Below are 16,197 nucleotides of genomic sequence, written 5' to 3' on the forward strand. Positions count from 1 at the left end.
ATGCGATCGTCGGCAGCGTCAGATGTGTATAAGAGACAGGGATCGGCTTCACGGTCGCGCATACCGATCGCATCGGGAAGCCGTAGCGGCGTGAACCGGGTCATGAGCGCGGTGGCTCCGAGTACACCGACCACCTTGCCGACGCACAACCCCAGCACAATCCCTATCGAGACCGGCTGGAGCAGCGGTTCGTCGGCTCCCACCAGCGAGACGCCGGCTGCGGCGAGGGCGAATAGCGGCAGGGCCACCGCCGACGACCAGGGACGAACCGCCTCGTCGAGCTGTTCGGTACGCGGAAGCTCTTCACCGCGGATCGTCAATGCCGGAACGACGAGGCCCAGCAAGACACCCGCGACCGTCGAGTGCACACCGGAGGCGTGCATGCAGCCCCAAGCGATCAGCGCCAGTGGCAACAACAACCACCGGTACGCGCGTGACAGACGGACGACGACCCCGAACACCGCGATGGCCAACAGTGCGCAGCCGAGCATCACGAAGTTGATGGAGTCCGTGTAGAACACTGCGATCACGGTGATGCCGAGGAGGTCGTCGACAACCGCGAGGGTGAGCAGAAACGTCCGCAACGCCAGCGGCAGACCACGTCCGAAGATCGCCAGGACGGCGAGCGCGAACGCGATGTCGGTGGCGGTTGGAATTGCCCAGCCGCGCAACGCTTCTGGGTCGAGCGTTCCGACGACTGCCACGTAACACAGTGCGGGAACGACCATTCCGGCCACAGCAGCGGCGATCGGCACACCTGCCAGACGCATATCGCGCAGGCTTCCGGCAACGAACTCCTGCTTCAGTTCGACGCCGACGACGAAGAAGAAGATTGCGAGCAGACCGTCGGCCGCCCACTCACTCAGCGACAGGTGCAGGTGCAACGACTCCGGACCGATCTCGTAGGCCAGAATCTCGTGATAGGCCTCTCGCCACGGCGAATTCGCCAGGATGACCGCCACGGCCGCGCTGACGAGCAGCAGCATGCCACTGGTGGTGTCGAGGGAGAGATAGCGGCGCAAGCGCTCACGGGCGGGTGGGCGCCCGTCGAACGAGCTCTCTGCGGGCATAAATGATCCTGTCGGGCGATCCCGGCGCCAAGGCCGAGATGGGTCGAATACAAACCCGGATCGAGGTCCGGGTTGCCGACCAGACTTCCCGGCACACCGTCGTCCATTCTCCCCGACGACCGGCTGTGGCACCACTCGTGCTGGTCAGGCGGCGCGTCGCCACCGGACGCAGGCCACGCGTGCGCCGCGTCGAGTTATCCACCGACGACTACGAATGGACGGGTTGTCCACAACCTGCCGCGGCGTCGGTTTCCGCGACCTCCGGGCGGCTAACTTGCGCGCATGCGAACAGCCCGTGGAGACAGTCTCAGCCCGCGCCTCGTCGACCGTCTGGGAGCTGCCGTGCGTCCGGGTTGGGCGAGGTCGTTGTTGATTCGACGATGCGCCGCAGCGCTACTCGTCGTGGCCGCAGTGGGTTTCGCGACCCTCGGCGGGGCGGAACACGACGACGAAGCGGTCATGGTCGCCGCGCACGACCTGCTGCCGGGCACCGAACTTGCCGCGAGCGATCTCGTCGTGCGCAGGGTTGGCGCCGGGATGGTCCCGGCGGGCGCACTACGTATGTCGCGCGACGGCGCGGGCAAGACGGTGACGAGCATGGTCCGAACCGGCGAGATTCTCACCGACGCACGACTTCTCTCACCCCGGCTGCCGCAACAGTTGACCGGGTCGGCCGACGCCCGTCTCGTCCCGGTGCGTCTCTCCGACGACGCCGTGTCGGCGCTGTTACGAGCGGGCGATGTGGTCGACGTCGTCGGGCCTGAGGCGGATGTACTCGCCACACGTGCCGTAGTCGCGCTGGGCACCGAACGTCCGGTGTCGAGCGGGTTGTCGGCGCGGAATCAGGCATCGGCGCCGGTTGTACTCGCGATGGACCAGAAATCAGCGCTCCGCGTAGCCGCAGCCGGACTCGACATCGCCCTCGCCGTAATAGTGCATTGAACTGTGGTTTCGCGATTCCTTGCACAGCATCGAAGATTCATTGCACAGGACACAACATCGTTTGGTTCCACAACGCACATGCCTATCTCTACTAACATCACGGAGAACGGGCTGTGCACCACTGAGCAGATTCCGTCAACACCTCACCACAGGCACGTACCACCGACCGAATGAGAGGACCGGAAAGTGCTCAAGGGTTTCAGGGATTTCATCATGAAGGGCAACGTGGTCGATCTGGCCACAGCGGTCATCATCGCCACGGCCTTCACCGCGATCGTCACGGCTTTCACCGACGGCATCATCAAGCCGATCATCAACACCATCCCGTGGAGCCCGAACGAAGCCGACGGCCTCGGATTCGAGCTGGTCAGCGGCAAATCGTCGACGTTCGTCAATATCGGTGGAGTGTTGACGGCGGTCATCAACTTCCTGATCATCGCCGCTGTCGTCTACTTCCTGATCATCGTTCCGTACAACAAGCTCGCAGAGCTCGGCGGCTTCGGCAAGAAGGCCGAGGTCACCGAGGTTGCACTGCTCACCGAGATCCGCGACCTCATGGATCCCGATGGCGTATCGAAGGCCAAGGCCGAGGCCGAGAAGGATCTGCCCGACCACCTGAGCGACTCAGGCGGAGGCGGCGATTCCTCATCCGGTTCGGGAGCTTCCGATTCGCCCGACACGTATTCGCCGTCCTCCGACGCCTATCCCTCCGGTCGACTTGACGCTGCACCGCCCACACAGCGCCTCACGACGCCGCCACCGGCATCCCAGGCCCCGTATGAGGCACCGTCGACCTACGGCAACCCGCCGTCGTACCAGGCGCCCTCCGGGCAGCCGCAGCAGAACCCGCCGACCTATCCGGCAGGCGGCCCAGGTGCACCGCAAACCGGCTACCCGACGCCGAACCCGGCTCCGGGCAACTATCCCCCGCCCGGTAACTACCCGCCGAGCAGTTACCCGCCGCCGGGATCGCAGTTCCCCGGCGACAATCCCGGCGACTCGGGACGCCACTCCCGCTGATCAGAAGCCACAACGAAACGGCCACGCCCATCTCGGGCGTGGCCGTTTCGCTATGTCCAGCGGTTTGACAGCGACTTGACCATCGCATCCCAAGGTTCGATTCCTAGGTTGAAATCCGTTGGCGCTGATCTTGATTCAGAATGCGCCAACGAACGTCACGTCAACCGACGGCAACGTCACATCAACCCAACGGAGGAGCAACGATGCCTCAGCCTCACGGCAACCAGCGACCGGGCCAGAACAACCACGGCCGGCCGCAGCCCCAGCCGCGCCCACGTCCGCGTCCGTGGTTCCCGTTCCCCTTCTTCGGGAGCTGAATCCGGTAGCCGAGTCGATCGGTAGCTGACCGCTCCTGGCGTCTCAGACGCCACCGCGCAGATGGGTTCCGCTGCGTCGATAGTCGATCCCCGAGGCCATCGGCACACCGGCACCGCACTCGCTGAGCGAAAAAAGACCGCGGGGCGGGAACCATATCGGTTCCCGCCCCGCGGTTGTGTTCTGTTGTGCGACAGGCGCGATCAGCCGAGGCTGAAGGGCTTACCCGTGTAGGTGACGATCCCCTTGACGGAGTCCGTCTTGACGGTCACCTGGACGATCGTCCGGGCTGACGCGTATCCCGCGCAGCCGTTCAGTACGAAGTGCTCCTGGCTGTAGGTGACTCCACCGGTGGAACCGGTGAAGGTCAGATTGCTGGCGGTGTAGTTGTCATCATCCTTGTTCGTCACGTCCGACGACTGGATGCTGTTTCCGAGGCTGTCACCGCTGATGAGCCAGTACTTGGTCACGCCGCCGGGCCCGAGGGTCACCGACCCGTTGCCACCAGCGGAGCGACTCCAGTCGGCGTCGGTCCCACCGATGGCATTCGGGTTGGCAGCCCCCGGCTTGAACCCGCCGCCGGCTCCGAGACCGCCGGACACGCCGAAGTCAACCTGGCATCCCAGCTCATAGCCGACCTTGATGGTGCCGCCCTTGGCCTTGCCGCCCACGTTGACGCTGACCGTTCCCGATCCCCAGGCTTCGCGGCTCAGCGCACTCTGGTTGACCGGACGCTGGACGCTGATGCTCTCGTTCGAAAGCGTGATGCTGACCGGAGTTCCGTCGACAAGCGTCTTGGTGACCTTGCCGCCGGGCAGTGGCCCAGCGTCAGCGTGTCCTGCACTGACACTGCTCAGACCCATCGCGGCGGCACCCGCGACGGCGGCGACAGCCGCCAGGCGGCGAGTGTTGCTCTTCTTCATGATTCCCCTTCGTGGAATGTCAATCTGCCTACGAGCAGATAAATCTCAGAGTGAGTTGTTGAATTACCTGCTGCGGCTTAACTGACGTTGAAAGGCTGGCCGTACAGAGTGGACTTCACCAAAGGTCCGTCGACGTTCAGCGTGCCGCCCTTGGCATCGAATCCCTTGGCCGCGTAGACGGAGACGTACGAGCGTGCCGACGCGTAGCCGCCGCACTTGTCGAGAATCACCTGGAGATCGGAAACCTGGAGCGATGCCACGCCCTTGTCCGAGATGCTCATGTCGGAGAGCGCGTAGTTCGCGATCTGGCCCGGCTTGATCGGCAGAGTGACGCTGCCGCTGCCGGTCAGTCCGCCACCAACGATGTCAAAAGTGCCACCAAGGTCGAGGCTGATGCCGGAGATGTCGACCTGGCAACCGATGATGTAGCCGACGTTTACCTGGCCGCCGACACCGGCAGCGGTCTTCACGGTGTAGGTGCCGGAAATCGCCAGCCCCCGCGACAGCGGGTTGTTGGCCACTGTTCCGACTCGAGTGAAGTACTCACCGTTGCGCCAGGTCTCAACAGTCGTACCGTCGCTCGCGACGGCCTTCTTGTACCCGGGCGCGAGCTTCTGCGCCTCGGCGTGTCCCGCCCCCATGCTGGTTGCGCCAATCACCGCGGCAGCGGCGACGGCGACCGCAGCAGCTCCGCGGCGCCCAAGCTTGCTGAACTTGCTCATTCGTTCCCTCTCACAGGATTCGGCTGTTATCCGAGGGAGACGAACTCGTTCCCTCGGGTTGACCTTGGCGGCTCGCGGGAATCATCGTCCACTCCGGTTAACACGGTGTTTCATCGTGCTCTCCGAGGCGTTAAAGTCCCTGCCCCCTCGTTCCACTGCTGCTGGCCGACGTTGATCGGACTGCAGGACCACGGCCCCGGCCTCCCGCAGGGGCCGAGTGTTGTCGCAGCGAACGTTATCCGAGCGATATCAAGACGGGCAACAGCAACGCTCAGCGCGATCTCAAGATTCTCTTACACGATTACACAGGGAGAATTCACGTCAGCGTCAGGAAAAGTGTTAACAAATGGAAAACACCCTGCGCCCGCTATGCCGGAAGCGACATTTCACTCGTAATGCGGCGGCCGCTGGGCCCGGTACCACTCCTGAGAATCGCCTATGTGACCTTCGTCACTCTCGTCCGACGTGGTCTCGGGGAGGTCGTCGCCGAAAACGTCATCGATCCTGCGACGATGCCTCGATTTCCGTCGTGAACCGTCCGGCGTCTCACGATTCGAGCCTTCTTGCGACATATCGACTATTCCGTCTCAGCGAGAGAATGGCATGCTTTCGAATTCTCCGTGAACACAATGTGAACCGAAGTTATGCACACGTGCGCATTTCCTGATATTTGCGCACTATTCGATTAGCCCGACTCAGAACTCGCTGATCGACTCGATTACGTGCTTCGCGAGGGGCGCAACGGTAGCCATTCCGTCGCGAACGGCCGCACGCGACTCGGCGATGTTGACCACGAGCGTCTGCCCCGAGATGCCCGCGAGCCCCCGCGACAGTCCACCGTCTGTCGCCCCCGCGGCGAGACCGGAGCTTCGGACCGCTTCTTCGATACCGCGAAGTCGGCGGTCGAGCAGCGGCTCGGTGGCCTCGGGAGCCACGTCGCGAGCACCGACACCGACGCCACCGACCGAAACAACAAGGTCGACGCCCCCGATGACCGCGGTGTTGAGCGCGTTGCGGATCTCGATCTCGTCGCCGGACACCGCAAGCGTCGCGTCGACGTGGAAGCCCGCCTCGTTGAGCAGCTCGCCGACCAGCGGGCCGAGCGAATCGGCAACCTCACCGTGCGCAATCTGGTCGTCGACGACCACAACCAGTGCTCTACCGATCTCGTCGCCCAAGGTCCCGGCCGCCTCACTGCTATGGCGGGCAACGAACTCGCGCGCGGCAGCGTCCGCGGCGACCACGTCGGCGGGATCGACCTCGGAGGCCTCCAGCGCGATCGGATCGATCACGCTCGACGCGTCGTCGGTAAGGGTTGAGCCTTGCGGACTGCGGCTGGATTCGATCATGCTCGCCTCTTTCTCGTTCTCGCCTGTTCTCGCCCCTTGATCATGGTCTCAGATCAGGGGCTTCGATGATCAGTCGGCGACAGATCGCTCGGGGGCAGATGCTCGAGCGGTCGGCCGCCGGCGCCGTCAATTGGTGGTGAGCGTTCCCAGCGTCACCGACGCTGTTCGGGTCTGTCCGTTCGCCACATAGGTGACCGTCACCTTCTCGCCGGGTGCGTGGGAGCGCACCGCGGCGACCAACGCGTCACCCGACGCGATGGTCCTGTCATCGAGCTTGGTGACGACCGCATCCTTGGGGATACCCGCCTGCGCAGCTGGGCCACCGGCCGTGACATCGGAGACCACAGCACCCGGCGTGCTCGCGGGACTGTTCGGGCGCACCGACACCCCGAGGCTGGCGTGCGTCGCCCTACCGTTGTTGTTTCGTAGTTCGTTGGCGACGCGGATGGCCTGGTCGATCGGGATCGCGAAGCCGAGCCCGATGCTGCCGCTCTGCTGCTGTTCGGACGCCCCGAGCGACGCAATCGCGGTGTTGATACCGATCAGGGCGCCCCTGGCGTTGACCAGAGCGCCACCCGAGTTGCCCGGATTGATCGCGGCGTCGGTCTGAATGGCGTCGATCACCGACGTCGTGCCGCCGTCGCGCGAGGTTGATACGGGACGGTTCAACGCGCTGATGATGCCCGTGGTGACGGTTCCCTGAAGCCCGAGGGGTGCGCCGATCGCGATGACCGACTGCCCGACTGCCAGGTTCTTCGACGTTCCGACATTGATGGGTAGCAGGTCGTTCTTCTCCACCTTGATCACCGCGATGTCGGAGATCGAGTCGGCGCCGATCAGTTTCGCCGCTGCGCGCGTGCCGTCTTGGAAGTTCACCTGGATCGCCGACGGCTTACCGCTGCCGGAGGAACCGGCGACCACGTGGTTGTTGGTCATGATGTATCCGTCTTCGGAGAGGATGACGCCCGAGCCCTCGCCCGCCTCCGACCCGCTGACAACGTCGATCGACACCACGGACGGGAGCGTCTTGGCGGCAACCTCCTGCACCGACCCCGCGGGCGCGGCAGCAACGCTTTCGCTGTTGGTGTTCGGATCGCCGCCAAGCGGCGCCGAACTGCTCGACGTCGAATCATCGTCGGAGACCTTTGCTCCGACGACGCCGCCGATGCCTCCTGCGACCAAACCGATCACGAGCGCTCCACCGATGAGTGCTGCGACGAGGCCGCCGCGCGACTTCTTGGGTGGCGTCGACTGGCCTGTGTCCGACGTGTCGAATCCCGACGGAGACCCGGGCTGGAAACCACTGAAAGTCTGGTCCTGCGGAGTCGTCGACCCCGGCGCGCTCCACTGGTTGGGCTGCTGACCGGCGGGCGGTCCGTAGTACTGCTGCGTCGGAGGTGCGCCGAAACCTTGCTGCCCACCGAAGCCCTGCTGGCCGCCGGGACTCTGCTGGCCGCCGGGACTCTGCTGACCATCGCCGTGACCCGAGCCGTACGCAGGAAATCCACCGGTCTGCGGGTCGTTTCCGTACGGATTCCCCCCGTGCGGGCCTCCACCTGTCATCGTCGCGCTTCTTTCCTCGCCTTGTTCGGACCGCGCCTTGCCAGCCTGCGGACCAATCGACCGATATTCGACGCCGGACAGCGTTCTCGTCCAGCGCTCACTTGTGGCTCAACACTATGGGACCCGCTGTTCGGGTAGGTAAGCGATAGGCCTACGTGTCGTCTCCCGAAACTATTGACGAATCACCTTCGGCGAAGGTTCCACGGGCGTCGGTCGTCCGGGCAGCGTCATCGTGATCATCGCGCCACCGAGACTCGATTGATCAGCGCGGACGGTCCCACCCATCCGGTCGACGACCTGCCGCACGATCGCGAGGCCGAGCCCGGAACCCGGCATCGACCGCGACTGCGTCGACCGATAGAAGCGTTCGAACACCAACTCACGGTCCTCCGGTGGGATACCAGGGCCTGCGTCGGAGACGGCGAATTCGGCCATACCGGTGTCGAGTTGTCGCAGCGTCACAAGCACCGAACGCCCACGCGGACTCCACTTGGCTGCGTTGTCGAGGACGTTGACCACCGCACGCGAGAGCCCGTGCTGCTCTCCGAACACGAACCACGGCTCGAGATGCACCTCGAATTCGACGTCGACGCGGCGTCGACGCACTCGCTCGAGCGCTGTTTCGACGAGTTCGTCGAGGTCGACCTCCTCGAAGACCACCTCCGGGGTGTCCTCGCGCGCGAGGTCGACGAGGTCGCCCACCAGAGTCGACAGTTCCTCGATCTGGGCCACGATGTCGGAGCGGAGTTCGATCATGTCGGCCGCAGGCACCGCGGGCGCGCCGGGTTCGCTTGCGGCCATGAGCAATTCGAGATTCGTGCGCAATGACGTGAGCGGAGTACGTAATTCGTGGCCTGCGTCGGCAACGAGACGCGCCTGCTGGTCACGCGACTGTGCCAGCGCGTGCAGCATGGTGTTGAAACTCTCGGTGAGACGGGCCAGTTCGTCGTTTCCCGCCACCGGAATCGGCGTGAGGTCCTGCGTGCGGGCGACCCGTTCGGTAGCGCGAGTGAGGCGGGCCACCGGTCGAAGACCCGCGCGCGCGACGGTCGTGCCGGCAACCGCCGCGAGCGCGACACCACCGCAACCGACGACGAAGAGCACCCACGCCAGTCGTTTGAGGACACGATCGGTGTGCAACAGACTCTGCGCGAGGATGAGGGTGTTGCCGTCATCGAGCTTGCGCGCGAGCACCCGCTGATTGTTGACCGTTCGCAGACTCTGCAGGTTGTTTCCCGGATTCGACGGCGAGCGCGCGACTTTGCGTTCCACGTCCTCGAACGGCACCGAACCGACGAGGTAGGTCTGCCCGCTCGGTTTCACCAGCGCGAGAGAAATGTTGGTGGAGAACACCGTTCCCGCCACCAGCGACTCGGGCCTGTCGTTGAGTGTCCCCATCTTCGCGAGCGCGGTCATGCCGTCGGCGCGGGACTCGAGTTGGTTGTCGACCTCGTTGTACATCGCGCGATACACCACGAAATACGCGGCGGCGGCCATCAAACTCACCGAGACCAGAACGACCGTCGCCGACAACAGCGTGACGCGTAGGCGCAGCGAGACCAACCGGGTCAAGGGCATCGGGTCGCGCATCTCGCCTGACTTGCCCTTCGGACGCACCCGCAACCACAGCCGTGCGAGGCGGAGTCGAAGCACAGACGGCACTACGGCGGCGTCTCACGTAGCACGTAGCCGACGCCGCGCACGGTGTGGATCAGCCGCGACTCGCCGTCGGCTTCGGTCTTGCGACGCAGGTATCCGACGTAGACCTCGAGCGCGTTGCCCGAGGTCGGGAAGTCGTATCCCCACACTTCCTCGAGGATGCGGCTGCGCGAGAGCACTCGGCGCGGATTGGCCATCAGCATCTCCAGGAGCGCGAACTCCGTGCGGGTGAGACTGATCTGGCGTTCGCCGCGTGACACGTCGCGCGTCACCGGGTCGAGTGAGAGGTCGGCGAAGGTGAGCGCCTCCGAGTCGGCGTCTTCCTCTGGTGCCGCGCGACGCAGCAGTGCGCGCAGTCGCGCGAGCAATTCTTCGAGAGCGAACGGCTTGGGCAGGTAGTCGTCGGCGCCCGCGTCGAGGCCGGACACCCGCTCGGAGACCGTGTCGCGGGCGGTGAGCACCAGGATCGGCAGGTCGTCGCCGGTCGACCGGAGTCGACGACACACTTCGAGACCGTCGAGCCGGGGCATCATCACATCGAGAATCGCCACATCGGGCCGTTCGGCCACGATCTTCTCCAGCGCTTCGATGCCATCACCCGCCGTGTCGACGGTGTATCCGTTGAACGTCAGCGAGCGGCGCAGCGACTCGCGGACCGCCCGGTCGTCGTCGACAACAAGAATGCGCATGTAGATAGTCTTATCCACTTCGACTGAGAACCCGCTGAGCAACTCGCGGATTACCCCTAACTTCGTGATGCCTGGCGGGCGTCGACGCACGACGTCGGGCACGTAGATGGGTTGTTACCTGTGCGCAACAGCTCGCTCACGGTGCCGCACCCGAGGCGTCGGACACTTGCGCGATGACAACAGACATCGCTCTCTCGGAAGGTCCGGTCGAGTCGTCGAAAACACCGTGGTACCGATCGATGTTCACCTGGTTGCTGGTGGCGATCGTCGCGGGCATCGTCGTCGGCGCGGTCTGGCCGGACTTCGGCTCTGCTCTCAAACCGCTGGCAGACGGTTTCATCAAGCTGATCAAGATGCTGATCGCGCCGATCATCTTCTGCACGGTGGTTCTGGGGATCGCACACGTCGGCGATATGAAGGCCGTCGGGCGGATCGGGATCAAGGCACTCACCTACTTCGAGGTCGTCACCACGTTCGCCCTGATCTTCGGGCTCGTGATCGGCAACATCGTCAAACCCGGCGCCGGCTTCAACGTGAATCCCGAAACCCTCGCGACCGGAGCCGAAGCCGTCGCGAAGAAGACCAGCGACGGCGAACTCCCCCACACCGTCGAGTTCTTGATGAACATCATCCCGACGTCGGCGATCTCGGCCTTCGCTGAGAACGAGCTACTGCAGGTGCTGTTCTTCGCGGTCCTCTTCGGACTCGCACTCGCCAAGGTCGGCGCGAAGGCACCCATCGTGCTCGGGTTTGTCGATCAGTCCAGCCACGTCTTCTTCACCATGATCGGCTGGATCATGAAGCTGGCTCCGCTCGGAGCGTTCGGCGCGATGGCGTACATCATCGGCCAGTACGGCATCTCGTCGCTGGGCAGCTACGGCAAACTCATCGCATGCTGCTACCTCGCGGCGGTGCTGTTCATCCTGGTTCTCGGGGTGATCGTCCGGGTCTTCGCAGGCGTCAACCTGTGGAAGTTCATCGTCTACATCAAGGACGAGCTGTTCGTCGCACTCGGCACCGCGTCCACGGAAGTGGTGCTGCCGCGCATCATGACCAAGCTGACGTACGCGGGGTGTTCGCGGTCCGTCACGGGTCTCGTTGTCCCGACCGGCTATTCGTTCAACCTCGACGGCGCGACCCTGTATCTCTCGATCTGTGTGCTGTTCCTCTCACAGGCGATGGGCGTGCACCTCAGCCTCGGCGAGCAGTTGACGGCGGTGCTGGTGCTGATGCTGACGTCGAAAGGCATGGCAGGCGTACCGGGTTCGTCGTTTCTGGCATTGTCGGCCACGATCTCGGCCATCGGTCACGGATCGATTCCCGTTGCCGCCGTTGCCCTTCTGCTCGGCGCTGACCGCATCATGGACTCGATGCGGGTGTCGGTGAACCTGATCGGCAACTGCGTTGCCACCTTCGTCGTGGCCGCGTGGGAAGGCGAACTCGACAAGGAGAGAATGACACTCGTGCTCGACGGCCAGCCGGTTCCCCCGCTCGAGGAAACCAACCCGCTCACCGGCGAGAAACAACTACTCCCCGAGGAGGAGGGACTCGGCCTGCACACCGTCGAGTCCGAAGCCAAGCAGGACTAGGCGGGGCAGGTCGAATGCCCTGGGCTGCTACCGCTTACGCCAGCCGGCGGCGCCGACCATGTCGCCCACGCGGGTGAACTTCACCCGCGGACGGCCCTGTTCGGAGCCGCGTCGACGTTCGATCCGGTCGATCGCGCGCATACCGCGATAGCCGATGACGTGTCGAGTTCGCTTGCGCAGCAAAGAGGTGAACTCGCCGGGCTGACGCGTAGTGCGAATCAGTTTGCCGTCGACCGCGTCGCGGATGAAGTCCTCGACAGTCAACTGGGCGCACTTCTTGTTCGCCCCGATGCCGCCACTGGGACCGCGCTTGGCCCAGCCGAGCACGTACGAACCGGGAATGATCTCGCCCGAGTCGTCGAGCATCCGTCCGTCGACGTTGGGGAACAGTCCGCGAGCGTCGTCGAAGGGAAGTCCCGCGATGGGAACCGAGCGGTATCCGATGCTGCGCACGGCGAGGTCGGCGTCGATCCGATGTGTCTGCCCGCCGGTCGTGACGGTCACGCCTTCGACGCGCTCGTCGCCAAGGATCTCGTCGGGAGTGCTGTGGAACAGGAACACAATTCGTCGGTGGTCGGGGTCCGCAGGCCCGGTGAGGTCGGGAACTCCGGCTCCGTCGGCGTCGTCGACGACGAGCACCTCGACACCCGGAATCGTCGACAGCGCACGGTATTCGGCCGATGTGTAGGCGGCGTGCGCCTGATCTCGACGGCCCAGCAGGACAACCTCGTGGACGTTCTGCTCCTCCAGGATGCCCAGCGCGCGGTCGGCAATGTCGGTGGTGGCCAACAGTTCCGGTGGCGACACCAGGATTCGCGCGACGTCGAGGGCCACGTTTCCGGTTCCGACGATGACGGCGCGGCCGCTCGCCGGATCGGCGTCGGTCGAGCGTCGGATCGGCGGAGCCGCGTCGGCACCCGGAACCGCGTTGTACCAGGCGACGAGTTCGGTCGCCGACGTCGAGCCGGGCAGGTCCTCACCCGAAATGCCAAGGCGCCGTGACTCACTCGCGCCGACAGCGTAGAACACCGCGTCGAAGTGCTCGGCAAGTTCGGCGGGCGTGATCTGACCGTCCGACTCGCCGACCTCGACGTTGGTCGCCATCGTGACGCGAGGATCGCGGTAGAGCAGATCGAATCCGCGCAAGACGCCCTTGGTGCCGGGATGGTCGGGCGCGACGCCCGCGCGAACCAGTCCGCCGGGTGTCGGCAGTTTGTCGATAACGGTGACCGACGCCTCGGTGCGGTCGAGCAGCGTACGCAGCGCGTAGCCGCCCGACGGTCCGGTGCCCACCAGCGCAACCCTAAGTCCCGCAGGCAATTTCGGAATCTCGGGATAGACAACGTCAGACCAGCCCGACTTCACGTCCGGGTTGTTCTTGTAGTAGTCGGCGTTGATCTCGATGAAGACCTTGTCCCTGGTGCCGAGGTTCTCGGCCGGGAAGATCGCGTCGACGGGGCACGCATCCGCACACGCACCACAGTCGATGCATGCCTGCGGATCAATGTGCAGGATGTCGGAGGTGCCGAAACCGCGCTCCTCCGGCGTCGGATGGATGCAGTTGACCGGACACACGGATACACATGCTGCGTCGCTGCAGCAGGACTGAGTGATGACGAACATCAGAGCATGTGCACTTTCCGGTAGTAGTACGCGGCGGGCTCGGTCAGCAGGCCGACCTCGTCGAGGAACTCCATGAGGTGCGCACAGCTACCGCGGATCATCGAGTGGAAGTGCGAGTTGGTATTCATCTCTGCGACAGCGCGATCGGCGTCGAGCCCGGCGTCGACGAAGGCCTGACGCTGCACAAGGCTCGACACGATGAAGTAGCCGCCGAGCGCGACGTAGAGCGCGCTGAACTGACGGCGGAACCAGCCGACACCCTTCATCGAATCGCGAACCTCTTCACGCGCGAATTTCATGTGGCGCGACTCTTCGAGGACGTGAATCTCGTTGACGGTACGGATGAACGGAAGCACCCGCTCGTCGCGCATGCAGCCGCGCTGGAAGACGTCGAGCACCTCTTCGGCGACCAGGATGCCTGCGAACGCGACCTCGTTCTTGGCGGTGCGCTTGAACAGCTTGCCCGCGCGGCCAACCCACTTGGTCGGCTTGTACGACGTACCGACCATCTTCTCCGACGCCTTGGCGAACATGATCGAGTGACGGCACTCGTCGGCGATCTCGGTGAGCGCGAACTGGAACTCATTGCTGTGATAGGCACCGAGGTACTGGTCGCGGATGACCATCTCCTGCAGGATCATCTCGAACCAGATGCCGATGTTCATGATCGACGCGAACTCGTGACGGGTCACCGAGATCCGCTGTTCCTCGGTCATCTCGTCCCAGTAGTCCGTGCCGTAGAGCGACGACCACTCCGGGCTGCACCCGTACTTGGTCGGGTCCATCGGAAGGCTCCAGTCGATCTCCGTCATGGCGTTGCGCGAGAGCCGCGCCGCCGACGCAAGGAGACGCTCGGACACGGCGTCGGCACCCTCGTCACGAATACTCACGACATTGCCGACGACATCGTCGGTGGGTTCGGTGCGGTCCATTGCAGCAGTCATGATGCTCGACTTCCCATCTCCGCCTGCGGCGGAACTTGGCGACCTGGATTCACTGGCACAGCAGTAAGGTGATGACGATCTGTTTCGTATCAACAACCAGTGTCATATCAACAACCGATGTCATATCAACGCTTGTTGTCAAGATAGCACCCCGGTGTGACGTAGTAAACAACTCGGACATCTATACTGGCGAGTAAGTTACGGAAGCGGAACGTCGTCGCAGTTCAGAAGGGCAGGAACCTCATGTCATCGATCTTCATCACCGGCGGGGCCGCGGGTATCGGCCTGGCCACGGCGGAGCGTTTCGCACGTGAGGGGTGGACCGTCGGCGTGTACGACGTCGACAACGACGCGCTCGACAAGGTGAAGGCGAACCACCCCGATTTCATCACCGGCAAGATCGACGTCCGCGACCCCAAGGAATGGGACGACGCTCTCGCCGACTTCACCGCACACACCGGCGGAACCCTCGACGTCCTCGACAACAACGCCGGCGTCCTCACCGAGGGCAAACTCGCCGACATCTCCCCCGACGCCGTGCGCCGCCAGATCGACATCGACGCTCTCGGCGTCACACTGGGCGCTCAGGCCGCGCACAGATACCTCAAGAAGACGCCGGGATCGCACCTGGTGAACATCGCGTCGGCGTCGGCGATCTACGGGCAGCCGGGCATCGCCACCTACAGCGCGAGCAAGTTCTACGTCGCGGGTCTCACTGAGGCGCTCGAACTCGAGTGGGAACCCGACGGCATCCGCGTGGTGAGCATCTGGCCGCTGTGGGCCAAGACCGCGCTCGCGGCCAACGACGCCAAGTCGACCAAGACGCTCGGCGTGCGGATCACGCCCGAGCAGGTCGCCGACAAGATCTGGGAGTCGGTCCATCCCACCAAGAACGATCTGCGGCTGCACCGCACGAGTTACTCCGTCGGCACCCAGACGCTCGTCCTGGGCAACGCGGCGAAGTTCATCCCCAACTCGCTCAACCGACTGGTGAACAAGGTCATCGCTCAGTAGTCACCGCGAGACGGGCGGTGAGGAAGGTATATCGCCGCCCGTCATCCGCGACGACGCCGGTTGTAGCCGACGCCGCGTGGCGCCATCGGCAGTCGCCAACCGAGGACGAGCGCAACCAGACGTAGCAGCGCGCCGACGACGAGTCCTGCGACGACCCAGACCTGCGACGGCAGATCGGAGTACGTCCTGCCGATCGCGACCACCGCGGCGGCGACGATTGCGGGCACGGCGTAGAGATCAGCCGGTTGCAGCAGCAACGGAATCTCGTTGGCGAGCACGTCACGCAAGACGCCGCCGCCGATCGCTGCCAGCATCCCGATGAGGGTTGCAGCGAAGGCGTGCGCGTGATGATCGATCGCGATACTCGCACCGGTGGCCGCGAACAATCCCATGCCTATCGCGTCGAGGACGACAATCGTTCGACGCAGCAGCGCAAACGACGGGTGAAAGATCACCGTCACCAGTGCGGCGATCAGGGCTGTCGTGACAGGGACCCAGTTGTCCAGCGCCGAGGGCGGGGTGATGCCGAGCAGAAGATCGCGCAGTATGCCGCCGCCGACTCCGGTCAGCACGGCGACCGTCGCGATCCCCCAGATGTCGAAGTCCTTGCGGATTCCGACCAACGCTCCCGACGCAGCGAACACCCCGATACCCACGATGTTCAAGATCGCGAGCAGCATCGGCACCTCGCCTTCACGTCGTACTTCTCTAGCGGCGTACTTCACAGAACAGCACAACTGCCGCAACGTCCCAGACGTGTCTCTTATACACATCT

At 64.3% G+C, this 16,197-nt stretch carries 14 protein-coding genes; 4 read left to right on the forward strand and 10 right to left on the reverse strand.

Annotated elements, in window-relative coordinates:
- Window positions 1–1,070 (reverse strand): Na+/H+ antiporter NhaA (gene nhaA, locus A5785_RS18020; RefSeq protein ID WP_064868184.1); only part of this gene is annotated, 1,070 nt, incomplete at its 3' end.
- A gap of 282 nt (window positions 1,071–1,352) precedes the next feature.
- On the opposite strand from nhaA, the gene A5785_RS18025 reads away from it, so the two are divergent.
- Both A5785_RS18025 and mscL read left to right on the forward strand, forming a co-directional pair.
- Window positions 1,353–2,012, forward strand: a complete 660-nt coding sequence (locus A5785_RS18025) for an SAF domain-containing protein (protein ID WP_197500839.1) — start codon at window positions 1,353–1,355, stop codon at window positions 2,010–2,012.
- Between the two features lie 186 nt (window positions 2,013–2,198).
- A complete protein-coding gene (gene mscL / locus A5785_RS18030; protein WP_049697923.1) occupies window positions 2,199–3,032 on the forward strand; it encodes a large conductance mechanosensitive channel protein MscL in 834 nt (277 codons plus the stop codon).
- 518 nt (window positions 3,033–3,550) lie between these two features.
- Here the strand turns inward: mscL and A5785_RS18035 are convergent.
- From A5785_RS18035 to A5785_RS18060, 6 genes are all read right to left on the reverse strand, one after another.
- Window positions 3,551–4,270, reverse strand: coding sequence for an MspA family porin (locus A5785_RS18035; protein WP_049697922.1), 720 nt, complete (start codon window positions 4,268–4,270; stop codon window positions 3,551–3,553).
- Between the two features lie 77 nt (window positions 4,271–4,347).
- Window positions 4,348–4,992: an MspA family porin gene (locus A5785_RS18040; RefSeq protein WP_049697921.1), complete on the reverse strand. Its 645-nt coding sequence runs from the start codon at window positions 4,990–4,992 to the stop codon at window positions 4,348–4,350.
- A gap of 695 nt (window positions 4,993–5,687) precedes the next feature.
- Window positions 5,688–6,341 (reverse strand): MogA/MoaB family molybdenum cofactor biosynthesis protein, encoded by a 654-nt coding sequence (locus tag A5785_RS18045; RefSeq protein ID WP_049697920.1) that lies wholly within the window; start codon window positions 6,339–6,341, stop codon window positions 5,688–5,690.
- 126 nt (window positions 6,342–6,467) lie between these two features.
- Complete coding sequence (locus A5785_RS18050) at window positions 6,468–7,904, reverse strand: S1C family serine protease (RefSeq protein ID WP_049697919.1); 1,437 nt, start codon at window positions 7,902–7,904, stop codon at window positions 6,468–6,470.
- A gap of 171 nt (window positions 7,905–8,075) precedes the next feature.
- On the reverse strand, window positions 8,076–9,566 hold the full coding sequence (locus A5785_RS18055; RefSeq protein WP_049697918.1) for a sensor histidine kinase: 1,491 nt from the start codon (window positions 9,564–9,566) through the stop codon (window positions 8,076–8,078).
- Window positions 9,566–10,252, reverse strand: coding sequence for a response regulator transcription factor (locus A5785_RS18060; protein ID WP_005207267.1), 687 nt, complete (start codon window positions 10,250–10,252; stop codon window positions 9,566–9,568). The genes A5785_RS18055 and A5785_RS18060 overlap by 1 nt, the downstream gene beginning before the upstream one ends.
- A 173-nt stretch (window positions 10,253–10,425) precedes the next feature.
- On the opposite strand from A5785_RS18060, the gene dctA reads away from it, so the two are divergent.
- Window positions 10,426–11,841, forward strand: coding sequence for a C4-dicarboxylate transporter DctA (gene dctA, locus A5785_RS18065; RefSeq protein WP_049697917.1), 1,416 nt, complete (start codon window positions 10,426–10,428; stop codon window positions 11,839–11,841).
- 27 nt (window positions 11,842–11,868) lie between these two features.
- On the opposite strand, the gene A5785_RS18070 is transcribed toward dctA, so the two are convergent.
- Window positions 11,869–13,464, reverse strand: coding sequence for a 4Fe-4S binding protein (locus tag A5785_RS18070; RefSeq protein WP_049697916.1), 1,596 nt, complete (start codon window positions 13,462–13,464; stop codon window positions 11,869–11,871).
- A complete protein-coding gene (locus A5785_RS18075; protein WP_049697915.1) occupies window positions 13,464–14,408 on the reverse strand; it encodes an AurF N-oxygenase family protein in 945 nt (314 codons plus the stop codon). Before A5785_RS18075 ends, A5785_RS18070 begins: the two co-directional genes overlap by 1 nt.
- 243 nt (window positions 14,409–14,651) lie before the next feature.
- Here A5785_RS18075 and A5785_RS18080 point away from each other — a divergent pair, with 243 nt between their 5' ends.
- Window positions 14,652–15,422, forward strand: a complete 771-nt coding sequence (locus A5785_RS18080; protein ID WP_049697914.1) for an SDR family oxidoreductase — start codon at window positions 14,652–14,654, stop codon at window positions 15,420–15,422.
- A gap of 41 nt (window positions 15,423–15,463) precedes the next feature.
- On the opposite strand, the gene A5785_RS18085 is transcribed toward A5785_RS18080, so the two are convergent.
- A complete protein-coding gene (locus A5785_RS18085; protein ID WP_049697913.1) occupies window positions 15,464–16,102 on the reverse strand; it encodes a trimeric intracellular cation channel family protein in 639 nt (212 codons plus the stop codon).
- Window positions 16,103–16,197: the final 95 nt, after the last annotated feature.

Source organism: Gordonia sp. 852002-50395_SCH5434458, from assembly GCF_001665905.1.
Taxonomy (GTDB): Bacteria; Actinomycetota; Actinomycetes; order Mycobacteriales; family Mycobacteriaceae; genus Gordonia; species Gordonia jacobaea.

What these genes read in the sequence shown, in the direction of transcription:
- A5785_RS18035 (WP_049697922.1), bottom strand. Translation starts at nt 4,270, where the DNA reads ATGAAGAAGAGCAACACTCGCCGCCTGGCGGCTGTCGCCGCCGTCGCG.
- A5785_RS18070 (WP_049697916.1), bottom strand. Translation starts at nt 13,464, where the DNA reads ATGTTCGTCATCACTCAGTCCTGCTGCAGCGACGCAGCATGTGTATCC.
- A5785_RS18075 (WP_049697915.1), bottom strand. Translation starts at nt 14,408, where the DNA reads ATGACTGCTGCAATGGACCGCACCGAACCCACCGACGATGTCGTCGGC.
- dctA (WP_049697917.1), top strand. Translation starts at nt 10,426, where the DNA reads ATGACAACAGACATCGCTCTCTCGGAAGGTCCGGTCGAGTCGTCGAAA.
- A5785_RS18025 (WP_197500839.1), top strand. Translation starts at nt 1,353, where the DNA reads ATGCGAACAGCCCGTGGAGACAGTCTCAGCCCGCGCCTCGTCGACCGT.
- A5785_RS18080 (WP_049697914.1), top strand. Translation starts at nt 14,652, where the DNA reads ATGTCATCGATCTTCATCACCGGCGGGGCCGCGGGTATCGGCCTGGCC.
- A5785_RS18085 (WP_049697913.1), bottom strand. Translation starts at nt 16,102, where the DNA reads ATGCTGCTCGCGATCTTGAACATCGTGGGTATCGGGGTGTTCGCTGCG.
- A5785_RS18060 (WP_005207267.1), bottom strand. Translation starts at nt 10,252, where the DNA reads ATGCGCATTCTTGTTGTCGACGACGACCGGGCGGTCCGCGAGTCGCTG.
- A5785_RS18040 (WP_049697921.1), bottom strand. Translation starts at nt 4,992, where the DNA reads ATGAGCAAGTTCAGCAAGCTTGGGCGCCGCGGAGCTGCTGCGGTCGCC.
- A5785_RS18050 (WP_049697919.1), bottom strand. Translation starts at nt 7,904, where the DNA reads ATGACAGGTGGAGGCCCGCACGGGGGGAATCCGTACGGAAACGACCCG.
- A5785_RS18045 (WP_049697920.1), bottom strand. Translation starts at nt 6,341, where the DNA reads ATGATCGAATCCAGCCGCAGTCCGCAAGGCTCAACCCTTACCGACGAC.